The organism is Nocardia sp. N2S4-5 (assembly GCF_044628355.1).
Classification (GTDB): domain Bacteria; phylum Actinomycetota; class Actinomycetes; order Mycobacteriales; family Mycobacteriaceae; genus Nocardia; species Nocardia wallacei_B.
Window position 1 is genome coordinate 7,445,319 of sequence record NZ_JBIUPM010000001.1, and the last position, 25,030, is coordinate 7,470,348.

A 25,030-nucleotide genomic window follows, 5' to 3' on the forward strand; every position below is an offset into this window, starting at 1 on the left:
CCGAATGGCACTGTCGACGTGCCGATTCCACTAATTAACGCCGCGTAAACACAAGATCGAACCGGCCGGTGACCGTACTCGCCTGTAGAGACAAAGCCGCTGGTAGCCGCATCGCGTTATCTTTTCGTGATTGGTGCGAGATATGTCACAGTGCGCGGGCGTCGAAATCATGAATCGAACTCGGTCCGCCCGGTCGCGGCTTTACAACGCACCGTTATGTCCTCGTAATCTTCCTGAGACCTCACGGAGTCCGACGCACCACCGGGTGCGGCGTCGTGGGGCAGATGAGGAGTACCGCATCATGGCGATCAAGCGACAGGTTCAGGGGCTGCCTCGCACGGCCCAGCGAGCCGTTGCGGCCGGAGCCTTTGGCGCAGCAACCCTCAGCGCACTGCTGCTGCCCTCGGCGCCCGCCTCGGCCGCGCCGGTCACCGTCCCGGGCGTCGGAAGCTTCGACGTGCCGGACGAGGTTCTCGCCCAGATTCCGCCGGGTGTCCTTCCGCCGGGCATCGAACTGCCCGGTTTCGCCCCCGCGCCCGCGCCGCAGCAGTCGGTCGGCCAGCGCGCCGCCGACGCCGCGCTGACCCGGGTCGGCACCCCGTACTCCTACGGCGCCACCGGACCGGACGCTTTCGATTGCTCGGGCCTGGTGCAGTGGTCCTACCAGCAGGCCGGTGTCGATCTGCCGCGTACCAGCTACGCCCAGCTCGAGTCCGGATCGCCGGTGTCGGAGGGCGACCTGGAGCCCGGTGACGTGGTGTCGTTCTACGGCGGCAGCCATTCCGGTCTGTACGTCGGCGACGGCAACGTGGTGCACGCCTCCACCTACGGCCAGCCGGTGTCCGTCGCGCCGATCTCGTCGATGCCCTACGCCGGAGCCCGCCGCTACTGAGTTCTCGCGCGGCCGGAACCTGTGATCGTTTTGTGGCCTACTGGACACAGACGGTCGCCGTTCCGTAACCTTACCGAGACCTTCGTGAGTTCCACCTCCGCGTAGCAGGTCACCCGCGGATTCGACTTCAGCGAGAACGGGGCACGGCAGGCAGTGACAGCGCACCGCAACAACCGAACCAGACGCCTGGTGGGTGGGTCGCTGGCGGTAGGGGTCCTGATGTTCGGCACCTGCTCCGGCGGCGGGGCAGGCGCCGACCCGGTGGCCCAGCCGGCCAGTGCCAGCGACGCCGTGCAGCGGCTGATCGAGCTGTCGCACCAGGCCGAGCAGCTCAACCAGCAGGCGCTGGCCGCGCAGTCCGATCTCGAGGTCAAGCAGGGCGTCGCCCGCGACGCCGACACGAAGCTGGCGGGCGCGACCGGTGCGGTGGACGCCGCGCTGGCCGAGGTCCGCAAGTACCAACCGGCGATCGACCGCACCGCCATCGCGGCCTATCAGGGCGCGCGCACCAACCGGCTGTTCTCGGTGCTGGTCAGCGATTCGCCGCAGCAATTGCTGGACCAGATGTCGACCCTCGACGTCATGTCCACCCAGACCGCCGAACAGGTGGCGCAGTACAAGAAGGCGACCGACGCGGCCACCGCCGCACAATCGGTGGCCCGCACCGCTTCCGACTCCGCCCGCGCCGCCGCGCAGCAGGCCGACACGGTCCGCGCCGAGCTCGAACGCAAGCGTGCCGACCTGCAGGGTTCCATCGCGCAGGTGATCGGGGCGTGGGGTCAGTTGTCCGCCGGCGACAAGTCGGCACTGTCGGGCACGCTGTTCCCGCCCGGCTTCGACCGGGACCGGCTGCTGAGCGGCCTGGTTCCCGGCAGCGGCACCAGTGCGCTGGCCGCGGGTCTCACCCGGGTCGGCGATCCGTACGTCTGGGGCGCCACCGGACCCGATCAGTTCGATTGCTCGGGCCTGGTGCAGTGGGCGTTCCATCAGGTGGGCATCAACCTGCCGCGCACCAGCCAGGCGCAGGCGGGAGTGGGCACACCGGTGGGGCGGCAGGAGCTGCAACCCGGCGATGTGGTGTTCTTCTATTCCGACGCTTCGCATGTGGGCATCTACGCGGGTAACGGCCTGATGCTGCACGCCTCGACCTTCGGCGTTCCGGTCGCGGTGGCTCCGATGGACTCGACCCCGTACCACTCCGCGCGTCGATACTGGATGGGAATGCAGTAATCACACCGAGGTGAGCGTGAGCGAGCGTAGCGAGCGAGCGAGTAACCGGGGGACCGGCCACGGCCGGAACAACAGCGCCGCGTGCGGGCGAGAGCGAGTAGTGCGCTCGGCCGCCGTCGGGGCCGCGGGGTGACCGCCTGGGGGCGGGCCCGTGGCTGGTTCGGGGCGCGGCGGCGATTCGAGTTCGTCGCCACCGTCGCGATGGTGGTCGCCCTGACCGCGGCGGTAGGGGCGCTGATTCTGCTACCGAAGGCGGCCCTGTCGCGGATACGGCCGGCGCCGGCGGTCGCGGAGGCCGCCGCGCCGATCGACCCGGATCCGCAACTGGCGGAGCTGCGCCGGGTGATGGAGTCCTACGGGCCCGTTGTGACGCAGCAGGTTTCGGGTGACGACGGTCGGCTGTCCGCGGTACTCGGGCATCCGCGTCAGCGCGGCGACATCGACACGCTGGCCCGCGAGATCGGTCCGGCCGTCAGCGAGATCACCGAGTTGTGGGGCCCGGACTGGGCGCAGACGGCGGTGGTGGCGATCGCGTCCGGCCCGGCCGAATTCGCGGCGCTGACCCATGCGACGGGCCTGGTGTCGCCCGCCGTGGCGGCGGCCTCGGTGGCGGACCCGTTCCTGCCGGGCGCCCGGCCGACCGGGCAGCGGGTGGTGTTCGGACCCGATGCCGCGCGCAGGCTCGGCCCGCAGGGGTTGCGGGATACGTTGCGGCACGAGCTGACTCACGTCGCCGCTCGGGCAAGGACCGTCGACGGGTCGCCGCAGTGGATGCTCGAGGGTTTCGCCGAGTACTCGGCCCGCCGTGGTGAACGCGCGTCGTTCACCCAGCAGGCGCCGTTGCTGGCCGCGCGCGCCAAATCCGGCGAACTGCCCACCGAGTTGCCCGCCGACGCGACCTTCGCTCCCGCGGCGGGCAACGATGCCGCCCTGGCCTACGAGCAGGCTTGGTCGGCGAATGCCTTCGCCGCGGGCGAATTCGGCGAACCCAAGCTGGTGGAGCTGTACCGCCGAATGGCGACCGGCCCCAAGGACGCCGACGCCCTCGACGGCACCCTGCGCGCCTGCCTCGGCCTCGGCTACCGCGATTTCGTCGACCGCTGGCGCGACTGGCTCGAGTCCCGCATCACCTCCTGACCAGCGCAGGTATCGAGTGTTCGGTGCGCGGTGTCTGCCAGTAGGTGGTGTCTGGGACTTGGTAGTCGGTGTGTCGATGGCGCCCGAGGGGATCGGTGATCTGTCCGGTGGCTGTTCTCGGGCTCGGTGATTCGCCCCTCGGGTGCGTGAGTGTGGTTGGAGCTGAGGCGTTTTCGTGGTCGCCTACCCCGGGGATGGGGGGCGGTCGTGCGGCAATAGACTCGGGGCCCATGGCACGCACCCTGCTGGTTACCAACGACTTCCCGCCGCGGCCGGGGGGTATCCAGTCGTACGTGCATTCGCTGGCGCTGCAATTACCGCCGGACGAGCTGGTGGTGTACGCGCCGCGCTGGCGCGGCGACAGCCATCTGCGTTTCGACGCCGAGCAGCCGTTTCAGGTCGTCCGGCATCCGACGACGCTGATGCTGCCGACGCCGCTGGTGCTGCGGCGAGCCGCCAAACTGCTGCGCGACGAGCGGTGCGACACCGTCTGGTTCGGCGCGGCCGCACCGCTGGCGCTGATGTCTCCGCTGCTGCGGCGGGCGGGTGCGCATCGGATCGTGGCCAGCACGCACGGGCACGAGGTGGGCTGGTCGATGCTACCGGCGGCGCGCCAGTCGCTGCGGGCGATCGGTGACCACACGGACGTGATCACCTATGTCAGCAAGTACACGCGGCGGCGGTTCGCTGCCGCGTTCGGTCCGCAGGCGGCGCTGGAGTACCTGCCGCCGGGCGTCGACACCACGGTGTTCCGCCCGGATCCGGCAGCGCGCGAAGAACTTCGGGCGCGCTACGGACTGGGCGACCGGCCGACCATCCTGTGCCTGTCCCGGCTGGTGCCGCGCAAGGGACAGGACATGCTGATCCTCGCCATGCGCGAGATCAAGGAGCGGATCGACGGCGCGGTGCTGGTGATCGCGGGCGGTGGCCCCTACGAGGAGAAGCTGCGCGGACTGGCGCAGGCCTTCGACCTCTCGGGCGACGTGGTGTTCACCGGCCGGGTGCCGTCCGCGGAACTGGCCGCGCACCACACCCTCGCCGACGTGTTCGCGATGCCGTCGCGCACCCGCGGCGCCGGTCTGGACGTCGAGGGCCTCGGCATCGTCTACCTCGAGGCCTCGGCGACCGGGGTGCCCGTGGTGGCCGGTGATTCCGGCGGCGCGCCCGAGACCGTGCGGGAGGGACGCACCGGCCATGTGGTCGACGGGCGTTCGCAGAGCCAGATCGCCGACGCCCTCGTCGGGATCCTCGCCGACCGCGACGCCGCCGCTCGCATGGGCGCCGCGGGCCGCGCGTGGGTGTCCGAACAATGGCGCTGGGACGTGCTCGGCGGCCGGTTGCGCGCGCTGCTGGATGGGAGCGTGCGATCGAGCCGCCGGTAGCCGGTGGGTTAGGCTCACCGGCATGAGCACTGTCCAGGTGGCCGATCAGACCTTCGTCGCCGCGCCCGGTACCGCGGTGGCCGAGGTGCTGTCCGACCGCGGCCGGTGGCGGCTGTGGTGGCCGGATCTCACCCTCGACGTCCGGGAAGACCGCGGCGACAAGGGATTTCGCTGGACCGTCGCGGGTCCGATGGACGGCACCATGGAGGTATGGCTCGAGCCCTGCCTGGACGGCGTGATCCTGCACTACTTCCTGCACGCGGAACCCGGTGACGCGTCCCGGTTGTCGCGGCGGGACATGGCGGCGCTCAACCGGGCGCGTCGGGTCGCCGGCAAGAAGATGTCGTTCGAGATCAAGGCGCGGCTGGAGGCCGGTCGCGCCGCCGGAATCGCCCCCGCACACGATTCCCGCTAGTCCGTCGCTCGAAACCTGTTCTCCCGCACCGCGAGTCGGAAAGGAAACGCTGCCAGTCATGGCCGACCGGACCCAGAGGTCGATCATCATCGACGCGCCGTCGGATCGGGTGATGAGCGTCATCGCCGACCTGGAGTCGTATCCGGAGTGGGTGTCCGCGGCGCGGTCGGTGGAGGTCGTCGACAAGTTCCCCGACGGGCGGGCCCGCACCGCGCGCTTCGTACTCGACGCCGGTGTCGTGAAGGACACCTATCTGCTCTCCTACACCTGGCGCCCCGACGGCAAGGCGGTGAGCTGGCAGCTGATCAGCGGCGAACTGCAGAAGGCGCAGGACGGCACCTACGAACTGATCGATCAGCCCGACGGCACCACCCAGGTGGTGTACGAGCTGACCGTGGACCTGACGATCCCCATGATCGGCATGTTCAAGCGCAAAGCCGAGAAGGTGATCACCGATACGGCGCTCAAGGAACTCAAGAAGCGGGTCGAAGGCTGACGGGCCCGGTGACGGCGGACCGATCGGCGGGACGGACCCGCCTCGAACTGTTCATCGGCAAGGGCGGGGTCGGTAAGACGACGCTCGCGTGCGCGACGGCCATGGCGCACACCAGGTCCGGCGCTCGGGTGCTGGTCGCCTCGCTCGATCAGGCGCATTCGCTCGGTGACGCGCTCGGGTTCCGTTTCCGGCACGATCCGGGCACCGTCGCCGGGGTGGCGTCGGTGCTGCCCGGGCTCGATGTCATCGAGATCGATTCGCTGGAGTTGCTGGAGGATCGCTTCCGGGACGTGCTGCGCCTGCTGGGCAACGGCGCCGCGCACGACCACGGGGTCGACCTCGCGACGCTGGATCCCGCGGAACTGACCGGGCTGCCCGGCGTGCAGGAACTGCTGATGCTCACCGAGATCGCGGGTTTCGCGGACGAGGACGACTGGGACGTGATCGTCGTCGACTGCCCGCCCTCGGCGGACATGCTGCGTCTGATCACCGCGCCGGAGACGCTGCTCAACTATCTGGATCGGGTGTGGCCCGCGCACGCCCGCGCCCTCAGCGCGGCCGGGCGGGACCTGCGCCGCGCGGTGCTGGCGGTGACGGCCGAACGGATCGCGACCGCCGTCGCCGAGGTCCGCGATCTGCTGGCCGATCGCGGCCGCACCGGGGCCCGGCTGATCACCGGCGCGCAGCGGGTGGCGCTCGCGGAGACCGCGCGGGTGCGTTCGGCGGCCGCGCTACTCGGCCTGCGCCTGGACGAGGTGATCGTGAACAAGGTGCTGCCGCCGGCGCCCGAGACCGAGTCGGCGCATCCCGCGGTGCAGTGGTACCAGGCGCGGCGCGCCGAACAATCGGAAGTGATCGAGGAATTGCGGCGCCGGATGGCGGGCGTCCCGGTCTCGGTGTCCTATCACAACGGGCCCGAGCCGGTCGGGATCGATCAGCTGACCGATTTGTCGTACGCGGTGGATTCGCGCGCGAACCGGGCAATACCGGAGACAGACCCTATGCTTGGCGACACGAACACCACGGAGCTCGGCGATGCGAATATCGCGGACTCCCGTCCCGGCGAGCCGGTGGTGCGGCTGGAGTCGGGCGCGGGACCGCGGTCGGTGTTCACGCTGCGGATGCGGTTACCCGTGGTCGACCCGGCGACATTGCGACTGGGACGAGTGGAGGACGATTTGATCGTGGGAGCGGACGGAGTGCGGCGCCGCATGCGCCTGGCCCCGGTATTGCGCCGATGCACGGTCGACGGCGCCGAACTCGACGGCGACCACCTGGTCGTCCGCTTCCGCCCCGATCCCGAAGTGTGGCCGCGATGAGCGCACCCAACGAGGTTCCGGAATGAACGACTACCCCGACGGCCACACCCCGGACAACCCCCGCGGCAGGCCCACGAACCGCCCCCGCCGCACAGCCCGCAGAAGGCCGTGGTCCGACCGCGTAACCCCCGGCGGCCCCGACCGCGAGTTCACCCGCCCCCGCGACCCGGAACCCGCACCGACCGCGGAATCCCCGCGCACTCCGGACGGTGCAGCAGCAAGCACACCGCCCGGCGACGTAACGCGCGGCGGAGACCGGCGGCGTAGCGGGAGCGACCCGTGGAGCGGCGAAGTATCCGGCGCGCACGGTGGTTCGCGGGACGCGCAGGACAGCGAATCACGAAGGCAGTCAGGCGATTCGGGGACGGACTCGCGGCACGATGATTCGGGTGGTGCGCGAGATGCCGGGTCGGGGGTGCGGGACGGGGGAGCGGCCGGGGCGCGTGGGTTTGCGGGTGTCCGTTCACCAGGTGATGGGGCAGGCGAGGGGGAGCGAGAAGCGGCTGGGGCGCGTGGGTTTGCGGGGGAGCATCGGCATGAGGATCAGTTGGGGGAGCTGGTCGAGGAGTTGCGGATGCTCGCGGAGTCGATGTTGGAGCGGGTGGAGCCGGTGTTGCGGCGGGCCGCTGTGGATGGGCGGGTGGAGTGGGACGGGTGTAGCTGGTGTCCGATCTGCGCGGCGGCCGCGCTGGTGCGGGGGGAGCATCACGATGTGGTCGCGACGCTGGCCGAGCACGGCACGGCCATCGTGACGGTGTTGCGGGAGGCGCTGGCGGGGATCCCGGTGGAACCTGTCTTGCCGGACCCGGAGCCGGAAAGTGATGCGCCGCAGGAGGATTCGCGCGCGGAACAGCCGCCCGGCCCTGGCGCCCGCCCCGGGTACGTCTCGATTCCGGTGCAGATCAAGGTATGACGACACGGAACGGGCGGGAGGCCCCGCTGACCGTCGGCATCGATGTCGGCGGTACCAACATCCGCGCGTCGGTGGTCGACGGCTCCGGCGAGGTGCTCGACACCGTGCAGGCCCCCACCCCGCACGCCGCGCGCGCCCTGGAGGACGGCCTGGCGCGGGCCGTGCGCGAGTTGCGGTCCCGGCACGAGATCGGCGCGGTCGGGCTGGCGGTCGCCGGATTCGTCGACGAGACTCGATCGTCGGTGCGCTTCGCCCCGCATCTGCCGTGGGAGGACAGCGCCGTGGCGGGCCGGCTCACCGAGCGGCTGGGCCTGCCCGTGATCCTCGAGCACGACGCCAACGCCGCCATGTGGGCCGAGTACCGGTTCGGCGCCGCGGCGGGCGCGCACAACGGCGTGCTGGTGGCGATCGGCACCGGGATCGGCGCGGCGCTGCTGGTCGACGGGCGGCTGTATCGCGGAAGCTACGGTGTCGCACCGGAACTCGGCCACCTGCAGGTGGTGCCGCAGGGCCGGGCCTGCCCGTGCGGCAAACGCGGCTGCTGGGAAAGGTATTGCAGCGGAACGGCTCTGGTGGACACCGCGATCGAGATGCTGGCCACCGACCCGATGCGTTCCACCATCCTCGCGCGCGAGGTGTTCGCCGATCCGGGCGCGCTGACCGGTCGCAAGGTAGCGGGCGCCGCACAGGACGGCGACCCGGTGGCACTGCAGGTGATGGCCGATTTCGCCCGCTGGCTCGGACTGGGCCTGGCGTTCGTCGGCGACATCTTCGACCCGGACCTGATCGTGATCGCCGGCGGCGTAAGTTCCTCGGCGGCACTGTTTCTCGACGATGCCCGCGAGCACTACGCCGCCGCCGTCACCGGCGCCCGCCACCGCCCGCTCGCCCGCATCCGCACCACCCAGCTGGGCGAGGCCGCGGGCATGATCGGCGCCGCGGAACTGGCCCGCTCGGCCCTGGAACCCGCCACCTCCGCCTCGCGCAGCGGTTCGGGGGTGGATGACGAATCCGGCTCCGGCGAGCCTGACGATCGAGGCTCCCGTACCGCTGCTCGCTCCCGCGCGCAGCGCAACAGTGTCAAGGCGGCGCAACCACAGCCGAACAGCGCCAAGGCAACTCGCGCACAGCCCAATGGATCCTCGGGCCGTGGTTCCGCGAACGCCGGAGCCCGCGGTCCGGGCGCCAAGACCGGGACGCGGCGTCGGTAATCGATTCCCCGACAGGTGCTTCGGAGACCGCGAGGCGGGTATGGCGGGAGGAGAGGCGTCTCGCGGCGGGCCATCGGTCCGGGGGGCCGGGTGCGACCGTGCCGAATCGGCCGGATGCGGCTCCCGGATCGGACGGGCTCGCCACGAGACCCCTCACCGGTCGGTGCCGACGAGCAGGCTCGACGGTGTGAGTTCCGGCCGTGTGAATTCGTGCGTGCGGGCTTGGTCACAACTCGGCGGCGGCGGTAGAGTCGGCATCGACGGAGGTGCCTGCAAGGAGGCCGGTCCCGTACAAGATCACTGGGAAAGGACGCGATGTTCTACTGGCTGCTGAAGTTCGTTCTGGTGGGACCGCTCTTGCACCTGATCAACCGGCCCGAGGTCGAAGGTGTGGAGAACATCCCGACAAGCGGCCCAGCCATTCTCGCCGGCAACCATCTGTCGTTCACCGACTGGCTGTTCACCCCGCTGCTGAGCCCCCGCCGGATCACCTACCTGGCCAAGGCCGAATACTTCACCACCCCCGGGCTGAAGGGCCGGTTGCAGAAGTTCTTCTTCTCCGGCACCGGTCAGTACCCGATCGATCGCAGCGGCGCCGACGCGGCCGAGTCCGCCCTCAACACCGCGCGCAAGCTGCTGGGTGAGGGTCGGCTCGTGGGCCTGTACCCGGAGGGCACCCGCTCGCCCGACGGCCGGCTGTACAAGGGCAAGACCGGGGTGGCACGCCTCGCCCTGGAGACCGGCGTCCCGGTGATCCCGGTGGCGCTGATCGGTACCGACGAGGTGTGCCCGCCCGGTCCGTTCCGGTGGCGTCCCCGCAAGGTGACGGTGAAATTCGGTGCGCCGATCGACTTCTCCCGTTACGAGGGCATGGGCGGCAACCGCTTCGTCGAGCGCGCCGTCACCGACGAGATCATGTACGAGCTGATGCGGATGTCGGGTCAGGAGTACGTCGACGTCTACGCCGCGAGCCTCAAGAAGGACGTGCCGTCGGGCAGCCGCCCCGACGCCGACCGCGTCCCCGAGACGCTGGCGAGCTAGGACGCCTGCCGCCGCCGATACGCCTCGATCGCCTCGTACTTCGCCAGATTGTGGCGGGCATCGGCGAGCGCGTCGTGAGCGTCCGGCGGCACGGGCGGCAACGGCGGTCGCCCGGCCATATCCCAGTGCTGGCGAAGCTCATTGGTATAGCGGGGTAACGCGCTGGGCAGATCGACCATCGACCCCCACAACTGGCACAGCACCACGTGGTCGTACGCCCCCACCCACGCCCACAGCTGCGGTTCCACACTCGGGCGCGGCACCAGGAAGCGGTAGAGATCGTCACGGATCTGCGCCCGGCTGCGCCACAGCGGCGAGGCGGGGGAGGGCAGCTTGGGCAGCACGTTGCGCCGCACCCACGGCCCGGCCCGCCCCGGATCGAATTCGCTCGACACCGCGTAATATTCGCGCCCGTCCTCGCAGACCACGCCGATCGAGACCAGATCGATCACCGTCCCGTCCTCGATGAATTCGCAGTCATAAAAGTATTTCAGCGCGATCGCTCCTCGTGGTCGGCCGGACGGGTCCCCGCCGGGCACCGGCAGCCCCGCGCGGTTCGCCCCGGGGCTTATCGAGGTTACGGGCCGGGCGAGGGTGTTCGCGCACGCCCCCTACCTCCGGGTTACCACAGGGTCGCGGTGGGTCATTATCCTGAGCAGGTGAACTGGACCGTCGACGTACCGATCGACCGCTTGCCGGAACTGCCTCCGCTGCCTGCCGAGCTTCGTCGGCGACTCGACGACGCGCTCACGCGCCCCGCCCTGCAGCAGCCCTCGTGGGATCCGGACCTCGCGGCGAAAATGCGCACCGTATTGGAGAGCGTGCCGCCGCTGAGCGTGCCCGCCGAAGTGGAAGAACTGCGCGAGCACCTCGCCGAGGTGGCTCGCGGCGAGGCGTTTCTGCTGCAGGGTGGCGACTGCGCGGAAACCTTCGCGGACAACACCGAACCCCATATCCGCGGCAACATCCGCACGCTGCTGCAGATGGCCGTCGTGCTCACCTACGGCGCCAGTCTGCCGGTGGTGAAGGTCGCCCGGATCGCGGGGCAGTACGCCAAACCTCGCTCGTCCGACACCGACGCGCTGGGCCTGCGGTCCTACCGCGGCGACATGGTGAACTCGATCGCCGCCGACGCCGCGCTGCGCGAGCACGACCCGTCGCGCTTGGTCCGCGCCTACGCCAACGCCAGCGCCGCGATGAACCTGGTGCGCGCGCTGACCGGCGCCGGCATGGCCGACCTGCACAAGGTGCACGACTGGAACCGCGACTTCGTCGCCAAGTCCCCGGCCGGCGCCCGCTACGAGCAACTGGCCGAGGAGATCGACCGCGGCCTGCGGTTCATGAACGCCTGCCGCGTGCAGGACCCGAGTCTGCAGTCGGCCAAGATCTACTGCAGCCACGAGGCGCTGGTCCTCGACTACGAGCGCGCCATGCTGCGGCTGGCGGAGAACGCGTCGGGCGACCCGGTGCTTTACGACCTGTCCGCGCACTTCCTCTGGATCGGTGAGCGCACCCGCCAGCTCGACGGCGCCCACATCGCGTTCGCCGAGCTGCTGGCCAACCCGATCGGTCTCAAGATCGGCCCGACCACCACGCCGGAGCAGGCGATGGAGTACGTCGAGCGGCTCGACCCGAACAACGAGCCGGGCCGGCTGACCCTGGTGGCCCGGATGGGCAACACCAAGGTGCGCGACGTGCTGCCGCCGATCATCGAGAAGGTGCAGGCCACCGGCCATCAGGTGATCTGGCAGTGCGACCCGATGCACGGCAACACCCACGAGTCGTCCACCGGCTACAAGACCCGCCACTTCGATCGGATCGTCGACGAGGTGCAGGGCTTCTTCGAGGTGCATCACGCGCTCGGCACCCATCCGGGCGGCCTGCACATCGAGCTGACCGGCGAGAACGTCACCGAATGCCTCGGCGGCGCCCAGGACATCTCCGACCTGGACCTCGAGGACCGGTACGAGACGGCATGCGACCCGCGGCTGAACACCCAGCAGTCGCTGGAGCTGGCCTTCCTGGTCGCGGAGATGCTGCGGTGAGAACGACGGACATCGAGCGTTGAACGTCGTCTTTCGTGAGTTCGGGACCCTGCGCGTCGGTCCCGCGGATCGCCATATCCTGCGTTTGCTGCGTGACCGCGACCGCGACGGGATCCCGTCGGAGGTGGTGCTGCGCGACGGCAGCCGGTTGCTGATCTTCAACATCTCCTGGGGCTTCGATCCGTCCGCCGAATCCGCGCAGGTCACGACGAATATCAGCCCGAGCGTCGGCGGTATGCCGGTGGATGTGTTCAGCACGTCGGCCGTGGTCGCGATCAACGATCCGGAAACCGGGACGCCGCTGCTCGCGGTGGCCTGAGGAAGGACACCGGGTTAAAAGTTAGCTGAGCTGTTGCTGACTTCGGTCGGTTGGGTTAGGTTCTCAGGTACCCGTTGCCAGCGGCAATGGTGATTCTGAGATCTGCCCTGGGAGGACCGATGAATGTGGTAACGGTAGCCGGAGGATTGCAAACCGGCGCCGATCGACCGGGCTCCGGCCGCGGTCGATTCGCGGGACGTGATCGGGCCGCCCTGGTGCAGCACGAACTGGTGATCGACGGGGTGCCCGCGTCGGTGGTGATCGAGCGGCCGGAGTCCGAGCGCGCCACCGACGCGTGGCGCTGCCGGGTGCGGATCGCCCGCGGCATCGGACGGCTCGAGCAGTCGCAGGTGGTCGGGACCAGCGCGAGCGAGGTCCTCGAACAGGCACTGGATCTGGTCGCGGCGCGCGTCGGACTCAGCGTTGCCGAGGTGCTCGGCGGAGCGAGTGTGGGAGCGGATCTGTCACTGGCGCGGCCGGACCGGAAAGGTCCGGTCAGAACGGCAGAACGACCAGTGTGACGGTGCTGCCGGGCTCGACGCTCGCACCGGCGATCGGCGTCTGGCCGCGGATCGTGCCGCGGTCGTTGCCGGTGAAGATATTGCTCAGGACGACCTGCAGCCCGAGCGCCTCGAGTTCACTGCGCGCGGCCGACACGCTCTTGCCGCCCACGTCCGGGAGCTTCACCGCGTTCGAGACGATCAGGGTGACCGAGGCGCCGGACAGCAGGCTGGTACCGGCCTCGGGATCGGTCCCGGCGACCTGACCGGACTGGATACGCGCGTCGAACTCGGTTCTGGTGTCCTGCACCGTGATTCCGGCCTTGTCCAGCGTCGCGCGGGCCTCGTCGACGGTCTTGCCGCGCACGTCCGGCAGCTTCACCGGCGTGGATCCCTTGCTGCGGTACACCTTCACCGTCGCGTCCATCGGCAGGACGGTGCCCGGACCCGGATCCAATTGCGCCAGTGTGCCTTTCGGTGCGGTGCTGGGCTTCTCGCCGCTGTCGACCGGTTTCAGTCCGGCGTCTCGGATGGCCTGGCGCACCTTGTCGATATTGTCGCCGGGCTGGACCTGCGGCACTTGGGGTTTGCCGCTGGAGACCAGCACCGCGACCGTGGAGCCCTTCACCACTCGGGCGCCGGCCGCCGGATCGGTGCCGACCACGCCGCCGACCGGGATGGTGTCGGAGGCCTTGTCGCGCACCGTGGTATCGAATCCGGCGTTCTGCAGCACCACCGTCGCACGGTCGGTGTCCATCCCCGCGATCGGCGGCACGGCGGCGTAGCGGCCGACGCCGAGCCACCAGCCGCCCAGACCGAGCAGCAGCGCCAGCACGACCACGATGGCGGCCCAGATGTACATCCGGCGCCGGGATCTGTCGCGGTCGGCCTCGAAATCGTCGACGTAGGAGCGCTGCGGGGGCGGCGGCGGGCTCGTGTAGTCGGGGTAGTGGTCCTCGGGCCGCGGTTGCGTCGCGGTCATCACCCGCGTGTGCTGCGGTTGCGGGGCCGGTTGCTCGGCGGCGAAGCGAGTCGTCGCGTCGGGTGCGCTCGCCGCGGGCGCCGGGGTGGGGCCGATCCGGTACCGCGACGACAGGTGCTCGGCCGATTCCTTCGGCGCGGGCACCCGGTACGCGGGCAGGTGTAGCTCGCCGGCGATGCGCCGCAGTTCGCCGGCCATCTCGGTGGCGTCGGCGAAACGGTGCGCGGGTTCGCGCGCCGTGGCGTGGGCGACCAGTTCGTCGATCTCCGGCGGCACCCCGGCGATGAACCGGCTCGGGCTGGGCACGTCCTTCTCGACCCGCTGGTACGCGATCGACAGCGAGGTGTCGCCCGTGAACGGGGTCCGCCCGGTCAACATCTCGAAGATCAGGACGCCGAAGGAGTACACGTCGCTGCGGGCGTCGGCGTTGCCGTCGGTGACCTGCTCGGGCGAGAGGTAGTGGGCCGTGCCCAGGATGACGCTCGCCGAGGTCATATTCGATCCGGCGGCCGCGCGCACCAGCCCGAAGTCGGCGATCTTGACCTCGCCGGCATCGGAGATCAGCACGTTCTCCGGTTTGACGTCGCGGTGCACCAGGCCCGCCGCGTGCGCCACCCCGATCGCCTGCAGCACCGGTTCGGCCACCGCGTAGACGGCGTGCGGCGGCATCGGGCCGCGCTCGCGCAGCAGTTCGCGCAGGGTGCCGCCCTCGACCAGTTCCATGATCAGGAACGGGTGCTCGCCGTCGATGCCCTGGTCGTACACGGCGACGAGGGACGGATGCTTCAGCTTGGCCACCGAACGGGCCTCGAATTCGAACCGGCTCAGGAATTGCGGATCGCCGGCGAATTTCGGGTCCATCACCTTGATCGCCACCGGCCGGTCCAGCCGCGTATCCACCCCCCGAAACACCATCGACATGCCGCCGCGCGCGATGGGCGCGTCGATCCGGTAGCGCCCGTCCAGCATCTGGCCGATCAACAGATGTCCTCCGACTTTCACAAAGCTCTCACCTCTCGCCTCGGCTGCGACAAGCGAACGCCGCCCCCGTGGCGGCTGGTGTCGATGGTATAGGCGGTTACCGTCCGGGTGTCTCACGACGTGCGGAGACGAACCGTCTACCGTTATCCGGGTGAGTGCATTCCCTTGCAGCGACGATGTCGTCCCGGAGTCGGTGACCCTGCTCCCGCTGCCCGAGGTGGCCGAGCAACTCGGCCTGGCCGTGACTCGTGTGCATCAGATGTTGCGCGATCACCATCTGCTGGCGATTCGCCGGAAAGGCGTCGCCGGAGTCCCGAAGGATTTCTTCGACCCCACCGGCGCCATCGTGAAGCCCCTGCCCGGCCTGATCACGGTGATGCGCGACGCGAAATACACCGACGAGGAAATTCTCGAGTGGCTCTACACCGACGACGACAGTCTTCCCGGCCGTCCCGTCGACGCCATCCACGGCCCACTCGCCCGAGAGGTGGTCCGCCGCGCGGCGGCCGAGCCCTTCTGACGCGGATCGACGCCGCCCGCCATCGACACGGCGGCGGGCGGCCGCGCGCCCGTTAGGCCAGGCACGAATAGCCGGGGTGGGCTACCGACCGGCTCGAATGAAGGGCACGAGCACGGGCCCGAATTCGCTGGCGGCGACCCGCAGGCGCCGGTGTCGGGGGACCACGGCGCGGGTGGCGAATATCGCGTAGTCCGAGCGCTCGATCTCGTCGAGGATCCCGGCGTACAGCGTGGCGGCGGTCCGGATGGCCGGTCGCACGCGGGGGTGCAGCAGGTCGATGCCGGGTTCGGCGCGGCGATACAGCGCGCGATTCGTGGCGATCAAGTGCGCCAGGGCGCGGCGCACGCGCGCATCGGTGCGGCCGGTGCGGTGGCAGTGCGCGAGCAGGTCGGCGTTCACGCCGAAGGCGTCCAGTTCGTCGGCGGGCAGGTAGATCCGGTCGCGGTCGAGGTCCTCGCCCACGTCGCGCAGGAAGTTGGTGAGCTGGAAGGCCTCGCCCAGCGCCGCGGCGGCGGGCTCGGCCTCGGCGCGCGGGCCGACCGTGCCCAGGACGGGCAGCAACTGCAACCCGATCGCCGCCGCCGACCCGCGCATGTAGCCGCGTAACTCGGCCATGGTGGCGTAGCGGTTGCGGAACAGCGGTGAACCCGGCACGTCCATGCGCATGGCGTCCAGGAACGTCCAGAAGTGTTCGGGCGCAATGGCGAACCGGTCGATGGTGTCGCCGACCGCCCACAGCACCGGCTCCCACTCCGGCCGGACGGTCACGCGCTCGAGCCTTGTCGTGTCGCGGGCCGGAAACGCCAGCCGCTCGCGCAGCAGCTGCTCGATCAGATCCAGTTGTGCCGCAGCGTCTCTCGCGCCGTGGTCGACGATGTCGTCGACCGTGCGGGCGAAGCCGTAGAGGGCGTGCACGGCCGGGCGTTGCTCGGCGGAGAGCAGGCGGGTGGCGAGGAAATAGGTGCGGCCGTGGGCGGCCGCGACCGTGCGGCAGTACCGGTAGGCGGTCGACGCATCGAAGCCGCCGGGCGTCACTGCCGGGTTCTGCCGGTGTCGGCGCGCAGCCGCAGCGGATCCACCGTGCGCAACGACAGCGCCGCCACCACCGCGACGAATGTGGCCGCGGCGACGTGCACCGGGTTGTACAGCCCGATCGCGCCGCCGGGCTGGAACACCAGCATCAGCCAGGTGCACAGGCCCACCAGCACCATCAGCGTCGTGGTCGACATCGCGAATCCGGCGGCCAGCGCGAGCGGCCACGAGTAGTACCAGGGCAGCGCGGCGGGGGAGAGGATGACGATCGCGACGAAGGCGATCAGGATGCCCAGCACGGCCTCTCGCTCGCTGTGCTTGAACCGCCACCAGGTCCAGATCAGGATCGCGACCAGCGCCACCGCGCACAGGCCGCGGGTCCAGGTCAGCACCGACTCCACCCGCAGCGGCGTCACCCAGGTCACCATGTGCGCCATGATGGTTGGCAGCGACAGCCAGTTGATGATCTTCTTCGAACCCGACAGCGCGGTGAGCCAGCCGATCCCGACCCCGGCGACCGCCGACGCCGCGGCGAACACCACCGCGAACACCGACAGCCCGAGACCACCGATCTTGGCGAAGGTCCACAGCGGATGCGGCAGCGGCCCCTTGTCCTCGGCGGACCGCCGCTCCCGTTCGTGAATCATCCAGATCCACACCAGGAACGGCAGTGCCACGCCCGCGGTCGCCTTGATCGCCACGCCGATCGCGACCACCACGATGCCCGCCGCGTGATGGCGCTCCAGCACCAGCGCGATGCCCGCGGCCATCAGCCCGACCATCAGCATCTCGTTGTGCACGCCGCCGATCAGGTGGATCAGCACCAGCGGATTGAGCACCGCGAGCCACAGCGCGACCGTCGGCTTGCCGCCCAGGTGCTTGGTCAGATGCGGGACCGCCCACATCATCAGGGCCAGGCCGGGCAGCATCACCAGGCGCATCGCCCAGGTCCCGGCCACCACGTTGTCGCCGGTGACCGTGGTGATCCACTTGCCCAGCAGCAGGAAGATCGGGCCGTACGGCGCGGTGGTGGTGGTCCACACCGGGCTCACATTGTCCAGCAGCACACCGGGATTCACCACCGGACCGACCGTGTACGGGTCGAAGCCGTCGCGCAGCAGCGCGCCCTGCGCCAGGTAGGAGTAGACGTCCGCGCTGAACATGGGCACGGCGAACAACAGCGGGAAGATCCAGATGCCGACGACCGCGCGCAACTCGTTGAGCGTCACCGCGCTACCGCGCTCGGAGGTGCCGATCGTGATCCGCCCCAGCCGAACCCACGCGACGATCATCGCCAGCACGCCGATCCACACCCCGATGGTCGCCAGGGCGTAGCCGTGCCCGAACCGCAACCAGGACAGGTGCGCCGCCTCCAGCAGCGGATCGCTGCGCCGCACCGCGCCGGCGCCCAGGCCGCCGCAGGTGATCATCAGCGCGCCCCAGAAGCCCAGCAGCGCCGCGTGCCCCTCGGGGCTACGCAGAAAATCGGCGGAGAAGTGCAGCCACCAGCGCAGGGTGCGCGGTACCGCCGGGGCGGCGAGAGCCGGTGCCTCGGTGATTGCTGTGTCCGCCATGGTGGCGGTGTTCGTGTCGGGGGTCGGCATAGGTCGTCGGGTCCCCCCGGGGAAGTCGGTGCGGTCGGGACCGCTGTCTACAAGGTCGGCCGCTAGTTTAATTGGTTGCGGGGAACACTAGCGCGTCGGTCGGCCGGTATCACGTCGGAGCCGCCCCGCGACGACTCCGTGTCCTATTTCGGAGCCCGGCACTTCTCCGTCGGCGACCGCGTTGTCGCCGTCCGCCGGACTCGGTCATGCGGAGGCGACGCGGCCGTGCCGGTCACCTCCCGCGGTCGCCCCGAGCCGTGCCGGACCCGTGCCGATGATGCGCTGAGCGGCCAGTTTTCCGGACAGGACGGTGGTCGGCACGCCGACTCCGGGAGTGGTGCCGCAGCCCGCGAGCACCACATTGGCGGGGGTCCCGGGGAGATTGCGGGTGCGGAACGGGCCGGTCTGGCGGAACAGGTGCGCCGCGGAGAACGGGCTGCCCGCGAGCATGCCCTGGGCCTGCCAGGTGTGCGGGGTGTCGAGGTGGTCGACGGTGAAGTGCTCGGCGATGCCGTGGTAGCCGCGGCGTTCCAGGACAGCGAGCAGCTCGCGCAGATAGGCGGGGCCGATCTCGGTCCAATTCAACGGCGCCGCACGCAGATTCGGGCACGGCGCCAGCAGCGACAGCGGCTCGTGACGGCCGGTGGGGCGGTCGATGAACAGGCCGGGATCGGTGAGCGCGGGACGGGTCAGCAGCAGCGACGGGTCGCGCATCGGGCGGCCGCGGCCACGGCGGGCGGCGATCTCGGCGAACGTGGCGTCCCACGCGGCGCCGAAGTCGATGGTGTGGTGCGCCCGCACCGGCCAGGCGGCGGCGATCTCGGCGGGGACGGTGCCGTGCGCGACGACCGCCGAGGGCGAGGCCCGCAGCGGCCGTCGGCGGCGAATGCCGAAGCGCTCCAGCGCGCCCAGGTCGGCGGTGAGTACCACCGCGTCGCAGTCGAAGGTCCGGCCGTCGGCGGTCCGCACGCGGCGCGCCCGGCCGTCGGCGTAGTCGATGCCCGTCACCTCGGTGTTCAGCTCCAGACGTCCGCCCGCGGCGGTGAGAGCGGCGGCCATGGCCGCGGGAATCGCGCGCATGCCGCCCTCGGGGTAGTACACGCCCAGGCAGGTGTCCATGTGCGGGATCGCGCCGTACACGCCCAGCGCCTGTGCCGGCGCCATGCCCGCGTACAGGGCCTGGAAGGTGAACAGCCGCGCCAATCTGGGGTCGTCCAGGGTCCGGCGCACCCGTGCGCCGAGCCGCCCGAACGCGCCCAGCCGGACCAGCTCGGCCAGTGCTCGCCGCTTCGCGGGCAGCCGGATCAGGTCCAGCGGCGAATCGAAGTTGGTGTCCATGAATTCGGCGTACGCGCCGGTGTAGACGCGCCCCAGCCAATCGCGCAGGCGCAGATAGCGCCCGGCCTCCTCGGGCCCGCAGGCGCGGGTGACCTCCGCGGCCATCGCGTCGGGGTCGTCGAAGACGTCGATCACGGAGTCGTCGGCGAAGCGGGCTCGGTAGGCCGGGGCGAGGTGGTGGATGCGCGGTCCCCGCACCGTGCCCCCGGCCGCGGCCAGTGCCTCGTCGATCAGGCCGGGGAGGGTGAGAACGGTTGCGCCGGAATCTATCTCGTAATCGGGACCGCGGTAGACGCCGACCCGGCCGCCCGGATGGTCGGCCCGTTCGAGCAGGGTCACGGTGCGCCCGGAACCCACCAGGTACAGCGCGGCCGACAGTCCCGACAGCCCGGCGCCGATCACGACGATCCGATCGGTCGGTCCGGCAACGGTTCTCACGCGAAGGCTCCTATGGTCGTCGGGCGCGTCATGCGACGCGCTTGGTGGCGGCCAGCGCCATCGCCCGCAGCCGCTCCTTCGCCTCCGGCGTGGCCGAACTGTGCTCGAGCGCCGCCAGCCCGCGGTCGGTGAGGTCGGCGATGCGGCGTTCCACCTCGTCGACCGCGCCGAGTTCGGTGATCAGCGCGCGCAGCCGCGTCACTGTGTCGGGGGACAGGTCGGTGCCCAGCGACGAGCGCAGCAGTTCGGCCGCCGCCGGGATGGTGGCATCGGCGCGGCGCAGCGCCTCGGCGACCAAGACCGTGCGTTTGCCCTCGCGCAGGTCGTCGCCCGAGGGTTTGCCGGTGACCGCCGGATCCCCGAAGACGCCCAGCAGGTCGTCGCGCAACTGGAAGGCGATGCCGATATCGGTGCCGAACTCGCGGTAGGCGGCGATCAGCGCCGGGTCGGCGTCGGCCAGCGCGGCACCCAGATGCAGCGGCCGCTCGACGGTGTAGGCGGCGGTCTTGTAGCGGTTGATGCGCAGCGCCGCCTCCACCGAGTCGTCGGCGCCCGCCTCGCCGTGGATGTCGAGCAACTGCCCGCCCATCACCTCCGTGCGCATCGCCGCCCACACGGGGGCGAACCGGACCCGCGCGGCCGGGTCCAGCCCGGCCGCCGACACCATATCGTCGGCCCAGGCCAGTGCCAGGTCACCGATCAGCACCGCCACGCTGATCCCGAAATGCCCCGAGTCGCCGCGCCATTCGCGCTCGCGATGGCGCTTCTCGAAGTCCACGTGCACGGTCGGAAAGCCGCGGCGGGTGCGCGAGGAGTCGATGATGTCGTCGTGGATCAGCGCGCACGCCTGCACGAGTTCCAAAGCGGCGCAGGCGGTCAGCACCGGACCCGCCTGCGGTCCGGCCGGATCGCCGCCCGCGCCCAGCCAGCCCGTCCAGGCGAACGAGGGGCGGGTGCGCTTGCCGCCGCGCAGCACGAAATCCTCGAGTTCGGCGACCGCGTCGACGAATACCGGGCCGAGCTCGCCGACCAGGTCCCGGCGGTCGGTGAAGAACTCGGTGAGCGCGGTATCGACGGCCGCCACCAGCGCCGCGGGAGCGATCGGGGCCGATCTGGTCGGGGTGGTCGGTCCGGCGGACATAGGAACCTCCCAGTGGTTCGACGCGTCGGCGAGCCGTTTATGCGGCTATAGGTAATTCGGGGCACGACCGCACCCCGGATGGAACCTTACCGACCTACCGATTCGCGGCCGATGCGCCCAGGGGCCGCAGTGAGCGGCGCCACCCCACTTACACTGGTTCGGTGAGTTTCGACAACGTACGGGGACGCTCGACCCCAGGCCGAACGACCCGGACGCCGCAGGTTTCCGGAACTCCGTCCGTCGTAGGGCAGCTGGTCAGGCGTCCCGACGGGACCATTCCGTTCTCGGTGGAGTTCAATCCGCCGCGCGACGCCGCCGCCGAGGCGCGGCTGTGGCGTGCCGCCCGCGAGTTCGAGCGCATGCATCCGGCGTTCGTGTCGATGACCTACGGGGCCGGGGGGTCGACCCGCGACCGCACCGCCCGGGTGACGGGCCAGCTCGCCCGGGAGACGACCCTGCTCACGGTGGCGCATCTGACCGCGGTCGAGCACAGCGTCGCGGAACTGCGTTCGATCGTCGGCACCTACGCCGACGCCGGTATCCGCAATCTGCTGGTGCTGCGCGGTGACCCGCCCGGCGACCCGCTGGGCGAGTGGCGCAAGCACCCCGACGGCCTGGAATACGCCGAGGACCTGGTGCGCATGGTCCGCGGCCTCGGCGACTTCCACGTGGGTGTGGCATCGTTCCCGCAGGGGCATCACCGCTCCCCGGACCTCGACCACGACACCGCCTACCTGTGCGCGAAACTGCGTGCGGGAGCGGAGTATTCGATCACCCAGATGTTCTTCGACGTGGAGCACTACCTGCGCCTGCGGGATCGGGTGGCGGCCTGCGACGCGGTCGAGGGCGCCAAGCCGATCATCCCGGAACTGATGCCGATCACCTCGCTGCGCACCGTGCAGCGCGCCGAGGAACTGTCGGGCCGGCCGGTGCCGCCGGCGCTGATGCGGCGGCTCGAACGCGCCGGGGGCAACGATCCGGAGGCCAACCGCAACGACGTGCGCGCGGTCGGCATCGAGATCGCCACCGAGATCGGTCAGCGCCTGATCGACGAGGGTGCGCCCTGCCTGCACTTCATCACCCTCAACTTCGCCAAGGCCACCACCGAGGTGCTCACCAACCTCGGCTACACCGTGACGGCCGCCCCCGTGAGCGCCTGATCGGCGTTTCGCGGCTCGATTGCCGAGTGTGTGCTCCGTGCGCGAGTACCCTCACGTCCGACCGTGACGACGAGGAGAACTCCGATGGCCGTGTTGCGCAGTCTGGTTCGTATCGCCGGTGCGATGGGCGTTTCGGTCGCCCTGGCCTGCGCCGGATCCTGGTCGGCGGCAGCCGCTCCGCTGGACCCCGGCGCCGCGGTCGCCGGTGCCGGGCGCGTGGAGGCAGCCGGTACCAATGATTTGCTGAGTGCCTACCAGTCCGCCGTGGAGAGCCTGCAGCGGCTGGGGGTGCAGCCGTTCCTGTACCCCTCGGCCTCGGCACTGTGCCACGACGGCACCACCGCGGGGCTGGTGCCCGCTCTGGCCGGCGCGCTGCCCGGCCCGTGGCCGAAGACGACGGTGCCGACGCCCGGCCTGGACCTGGCGGCGGTGAAGTCCGGCCAGACCATGTTCGCCTTCGTGCCGTACGGCCTGGAAGCCGACGGTGCGGATACCTCCGGCATGCAGGTGGCGTGGCTGAACACCGCCACCGGCCGCGGCGGCTTCGCCGCGATGAACCCGCTGGCGCAGGTGGTCAAGGCGATGGTGCCGCCGAATGTGCCCGCCGAGGTCCGCCCGCTCGCCGAGCAGGCCGTGCAGAACTTCTTCGCCGCCGCCATGCCCGCGGGAGGCGTGCGCGCGGTGCCGGTGAACACCGGTTCCGGCACCGTGCTGGCTGCGGTGTTCGGCTCGGTCCGCAACGGCGAGCGCACGTGCTATTTCCTGCCGACGGTCGGGATCGTCCCGGTGTCCTGAGTTCAGACGGCGCGGGCGGGCAGCGGACGGCCCTTCCAGCTCAGCGCGCCCGCGCGGTGCAGGCGGTGTGAGCGCGCCGACAGCCGCAGATAGGCCGCGATCGACAGCGGATGGGCCAGGGCCGCAACAACATCCGCGGGCCGCAGACCGCCGCCCGACTCCAGTGAGCGGGCCAGCAGCCGAGCGGTGACGGCGCAGGCGTAGCCGATACGCCCGGCGGTGCGGGTGCGCCCGCGCCCGCACAGCGCGGCCACCGGCGGCGCGAGGAACGCGAGCGCGGCCACCGCGCCGACGGCGGCGCTGCCGCCCGCCGAACCGTAGGCCGACCACAGCCACCGCGTGTATCCCGCGTCGAGATCGGCCGCGCCCCGGTACATCCGGGTACTCGCGACCCGGCCGCCGCCCACCAGCGCGGTGTGGTGCCCGGCCCGGCGCAGCGCCCGCGACAGCGCCAGATCCTCGGTGACGTCCGCGGCGACGGCGGCATGCCCGCCCACGGCGCGATAGGTGGCCGCGTCGAAGACGAGGAACTGCCCGCACGAGACGGCCGTGGACGGTCGCAGGCTCCGGTTGGCGATCCCGATGGGCAGCGACGCCGCCCAGGACCAGCACAGCAGCGGCTGCACCAGCGCCTCGGCGAGCGTCCCCGCCCGCTGCCGCGGCCATAGTGACACCGATGCCGCGCGGGCCCTGCGCAATTCGCCGACCGCGGCGGCGATCGCACCCGGCCGCAGCCGCACGTCGGCGTCCAGGAACACCAGCGCCCCGGCCGGTGCGTCGGAACCGACCGTCATGCCCGCGATGTCGGCCAGGCGCGCGCAGGCGGCGGCCTTGCCGGTCCAGCCGGGCTCGGGTTCGGTCTCCGCGCAGATCACCGTGAACCGTTCGTCGCCACCCGCCGCGGCGGCGGCCGCCTCGTAGGTGGCATCGGCCGAACGGTCGTCGAGAATCAGCACCCGCAGCCGCGGAACGCCTTGCTGCGCACGCAGATCCGCGATCAGCGCGGGCAACCGGCGTACCTCGTCGCGAGCGGGGACGCACACCGTCACCGGCTCGATCACGGTGGTGGGCACGGCGTCGAGTTGCCGCACCGTCAACCGGTTGAGCGCCGCCAGCCCGGCGCCGGCGCCCGCGAGCGCGGTACCCGCCAGCACCGGACCGTGGAGCGCGCCGCCGGATCGGCTCGCCACACTCGCGACGCCCGCCCGCGCCGCCTTCTCACGTGTCCTGTTCATGTGACATCCAGCCTTTCACACGCGGCGACGGCTGTCTCGCCCGTTTCCGTCCTCGCACCGCCACCGGGGAGGACCGTGACCGGCCCGAAACACGGACCGGAACAAGGGGATTCGGCGGCGGGGTGTTACGTGTCGGTGCGCGCCCACGGCGGTGTGGGGTTGCGGCCCAGATACGCCAGCACCGCGACGACGGCCGCGACGGCCAGCGTGATGCCGCCGACGATACCGGCCCACCCCGCGAACGAGCGGGTGTTCGGGTCGGCGTACTTCACCTCGGCGCGCACCGTGCTGACATCACCGGGCGGCAGCTTCCAGGAGACGATCGAGTCGCCCTCCCTGGTGCCGTTGGTGGTGCCGACCCGGGACGGGAACGCCACGGTGAACTGCACGTCCGAGCCCTGCGGCGGCACGGTGCGCAGATCGACGCGCCCGCTGAGGGTGACCAGGTCGCCGGTGCGGATGAACTGCAGGTTGAACATGCCCTGCGTCTCTTCGGACAGCTGGCCGAGTTGCTGCACCTCGCCGAAGGTGAGGTCGTCGAAATAGACCTGGCTGCCGCTATAGCCGTCTTGCGTGTACGACTCCACCCGCACCTTGCTCGCCAGCGTCTCGGGAACCTTCAGCTCCGGGCCCTTGTCCTTGTCGTTGGCGGGCACGGCGGCCACCACGATGCGTCCCGACACCCGGTCGTTCGACGACACCCCCATCGACACCTGCAGGCGCAGGCAGCCCGCCAGCAACGGCATCAGCAATACCGTCAGCATCACCAGGGACCAGGCACGATGGCGGCGCCGGCGTGGCGAGCGAAGGCTCGTGCCGTCGGGCTTCGGGGTTGTCGGACTCGGCTGCACGGCTCACATCGTGCCATGGCACGCCGGTTGCCCCGGCATGCGACGGGCCGGGA

The 25,030-nt window shown here is 70.7% G+C and carries 23 protein-coding genes and 1 pseudogene; 16 read left to right on the plus strand and 8 right to left on the minus strand.

All coding sequences use genetic code 11. The annotated features are described in order from the left end of the window. Positions 1-301: 301 nt before the first annotated feature. From ACFMRZ_RS34435 to ACFMRZ_RS34480, 10 genes and pseudogenes are all read left to right on the plus strand, one after another. The gene (locus ACFMRZ_RS34435; RefSeq protein WP_400182376.1) at positions 302-892 is read left to right on the plus strand and encodes a C40 family peptidase; all 591 of its coding nucleotides are present in this window, start codon (positions 302-304) and stop codon (positions 890-892) included. A gap of 219 nt (positions 893-1,111) precedes the next feature. After that, complete coding sequence (locus ACFMRZ_RS34440) at positions 1,112-2,122, plus strand: NlpC/P60 family protein (RefSeq protein WP_280364340.1); 1,011 nt, start codon at positions 1,112-1,114, stop codon at positions 2,120-2,122. A gap of 129 nt (positions 2,123-2,251) precedes the next feature. Further along, positions 2,252-3,259 carry a hypothetical protein gene (locus tag ACFMRZ_RS34445; RefSeq protein ID WP_400182377.1) on the plus strand — a complete coding sequence of 336 codons (1,008 nt, stop codon included), beginning with the start codon at positions 2,252-2,254 and terminating at the stop codon, positions 3,257-3,259. A gap of 230 nt (positions 3,260-3,489) precedes the next feature. Next, complete coding sequence (locus ACFMRZ_RS34450; protein ID WP_400182378.1) at positions 3,490-4,641, plus strand: glycosyltransferase family 4 protein; 1,152 nt, start codon at positions 3,490-3,492, stop codon at positions 4,639-4,641. A gap of 22 nt (positions 4,642-4,663) precedes the next feature. Further along, complete coding sequence (locus ACFMRZ_RS34455; protein ID WP_400182379.1) at positions 4,664-5,056, plus strand: polyketide cyclase / dehydrase and lipid transport; 393 nt, start codon at positions 4,664-4,666, stop codon at positions 5,054-5,056. Positions 5,057-5,114: 58 nt separating this feature from the next. Then, positions 5,115-5,552, plus strand: a complete 438-nt coding sequence (locus ACFMRZ_RS34460) for an SRPBCC family protein (protein ID WP_187684034.1) — start codon at positions 5,115-5,117, stop codon at positions 5,550-5,552. A gap of 8 nt (positions 5,553-5,560) precedes the next feature. Continuing rightward, positions 5,561-6,871 (plus strand): ArsA family ATPase, encoded by a 1,311-nt coding sequence (locus tag ACFMRZ_RS34465; RefSeq protein ID WP_400182380.1) that lies wholly within the window; start codon positions 5,561-5,563, stop codon positions 6,869-6,871. Between the two features lie 547 nt (positions 6,872-7,418). Beyond that, complete coding sequence (locus ACFMRZ_RS34470; RefSeq protein ID WP_400182381.1) at positions 7,419-7,784, plus strand: hypothetical protein; 366 nt, start codon at positions 7,419-7,421, stop codon at positions 7,782-7,784. Continuing rightward, positions 7,781-8,746 (plus strand): annotated as a pseudogene (locus ACFMRZ_RS34475) (ROK family protein); the annotation flags it as partial. The gene ACFMRZ_RS34470 and the pseudogene ACFMRZ_RS34475, both read left to right, overlap by 4 nt. Before the next feature lie 564 nt (positions 8,747-9,310). Next, a complete protein-coding gene (locus ACFMRZ_RS34480) occupies positions 9,311-10,036 on the plus strand; it encodes a lysophospholipid acyltransferase family protein (RefSeq protein WP_280275429.1) in 726 nt (241 codons plus the stop codon). Here the strand turns inward: ACFMRZ_RS34480 and ACFMRZ_RS34485 are convergent. Further along, positions 10,033-10,530 (minus strand): polyadenylate-specific 3'-exoribonuclease AS, encoded by a 498-nt coding sequence (locus ACFMRZ_RS34485; protein WP_280275475.1) that lies wholly within the window; start codon positions 10,528-10,530, stop codon positions 10,033-10,035. The two genes, ACFMRZ_RS34480 and ACFMRZ_RS34485, sit on opposite strands and share 4 nt — an antisense overlap. A gap of 165 nt (positions 10,531-10,695) precedes the next feature. Here ACFMRZ_RS34485 and ACFMRZ_RS34490 point away from each other — a divergent pair, with 165 nt between their 5' ends. The 3 genes from ACFMRZ_RS34490 (at position 10,696) to ACFMRZ_RS34500 (ending at position 12,921) form a co-directional block, all read left to right on the plus strand. Next, positions 10,696-12,081, plus strand: coding sequence for a class II 3-deoxy-7-phosphoheptulonate synthase (locus tag ACFMRZ_RS34490; protein ID WP_280275430.1), 1,386 nt, complete (start codon positions 10,696-10,698; stop codon positions 12,079-12,081). Between the two features lie 19 nt (positions 12,082-12,100). Continuing rightward, entirely contained in the window at positions 12,101-12,400 is a 300-nt protein-coding gene (locus ACFMRZ_RS34495) for a hypothetical protein (protein ID WP_280275431.1), read from the plus strand. A 119-nt stretch (positions 12,401-12,519) separates the two neighbouring features. Continuing rightward, positions 12,520-12,921 carry a hypothetical protein gene (locus tag ACFMRZ_RS34500; protein ID WP_280275432.1) on the plus strand — a complete coding sequence of 134 codons (402 nt, stop codon included), beginning with the start codon at positions 12,520-12,522 and terminating at the stop codon, positions 12,919-12,921. Here the strand turns inward: ACFMRZ_RS34500 and pknB are convergent. Then, the gene (gene pknB, locus ACFMRZ_RS34505; protein ID WP_400183038.1) at positions 12,896-14,851 is read right to left on the minus strand and encodes a Stk1 family PASTA domain-containing Ser/Thr kinase; all 1,956 of its coding nucleotides are present in this window, start codon (positions 14,849-14,851) and stop codon (positions 12,896-12,898) included. The genes ACFMRZ_RS34500 and pknB overlap by 26 nt on opposite strands. A gap of 163 nt (positions 14,852-15,014) precedes the next feature. Here pknB and ACFMRZ_RS34510 point away from each other — a divergent pair, with 163 nt between their 5' ends. Further along, complete coding sequence (locus tag ACFMRZ_RS34510; RefSeq protein ID WP_280275433.1) at positions 15,015-15,383, plus strand: Rv2175c family DNA-binding protein; 369 nt, start codon at positions 15,015-15,017, stop codon at positions 15,381-15,383. A gap of 81 nt (positions 15,384-15,464) precedes the next feature. Here ACFMRZ_RS34510 and ACFMRZ_RS34515 read toward each other — a convergent pair whose 3' ends face one another. From ACFMRZ_RS34515 to ACFMRZ_RS34530, 4 genes are all read right to left on the minus strand, one after another. After that, positions 15,465-16,418, minus strand: coding sequence for a phytoene/squalene synthase family protein (locus ACFMRZ_RS34515; protein WP_400182383.1), 954 nt, complete (start codon positions 16,416-16,418; stop codon positions 15,465-15,467). Beyond that, complete coding sequence (locus ACFMRZ_RS34520; protein ID WP_280275435.1) at positions 16,415-17,989, minus strand: alpha-(1->6)-mannopyranosyltransferase A; 1,575 nt, start codon at positions 17,987-17,989, stop codon at positions 16,415-16,417. Before ACFMRZ_RS34520 ends, ACFMRZ_RS34515 begins: the two co-directional genes overlap by 4 nt. A gap of 234 nt (positions 17,990-18,223) precedes the next feature. After that, positions 18,224-19,795: a phytoene desaturase family protein gene (gene crtI / locus ACFMRZ_RS34525; RefSeq protein WP_400182385.1), complete on the minus strand. Its 1,572-nt coding sequence runs from the start codon at positions 19,793-19,795 to the stop codon at positions 18,224-18,226. Positions 19,796-19,823: 28 nt separating this feature from the next. Further along, complete coding sequence (locus ACFMRZ_RS34530) at positions 19,824-20,936, minus strand: polyprenyl synthetase family protein (protein WP_400182386.1); 1,113 nt, start codon at positions 20,934-20,936, stop codon at positions 19,824-19,826. Between the two features lie 161 nt (positions 20,937-21,097). Here ACFMRZ_RS34530 and ACFMRZ_RS34535 point away from each other — a divergent pair, with 161 nt between their 5' ends. Both ACFMRZ_RS34535 and ACFMRZ_RS34540 read left to right on the plus strand, forming a co-directional pair. Continuing rightward, entirely contained in the window at positions 21,098-22,096 is a 999-nt protein-coding gene (locus ACFMRZ_RS34535; RefSeq protein WP_280364361.1) for a methylenetetrahydrofolate reductase, read from the plus strand. Between the two features lie 84 nt (positions 22,097-22,180). After that, positions 22,181-22,891 (plus strand): hypothetical protein, encoded by a 711-nt coding sequence (locus ACFMRZ_RS34540; protein ID WP_400182387.1) that lies wholly within the window; start codon positions 22,181-22,183, stop codon positions 22,889-22,891. 2 nt (positions 22,892-22,893) lie between these two features. On the opposite strand, the gene ACFMRZ_RS34545 is transcribed toward ACFMRZ_RS34540, so the two are convergent. Together ACFMRZ_RS34545 and ACFMRZ_RS34550 are read right to left on the minus strand one after the other, a co-directional pair. Then, the gene (locus ACFMRZ_RS34545) at positions 22,894-24,126 is read right to left on the minus strand and encodes a glycosyltransferase (RefSeq protein WP_400182388.1); all 1,233 of its coding nucleotides are present in this window, start codon (positions 24,124-24,126) and stop codon (positions 22,894-22,896) included. Positions 24,127-24,251: 125 nt separating this feature from the next. Beyond that, positions 24,252-24,977: an LppM family (lipo)protein gene (locus tag ACFMRZ_RS34550; protein WP_400182390.1), complete on the minus strand. Its 726-nt coding sequence runs from the start codon at positions 24,975-24,977 to the stop codon at positions 24,252-24,254. Between the last annotated feature and the right edge of the window lie 53 nt (positions 24,978-25,030).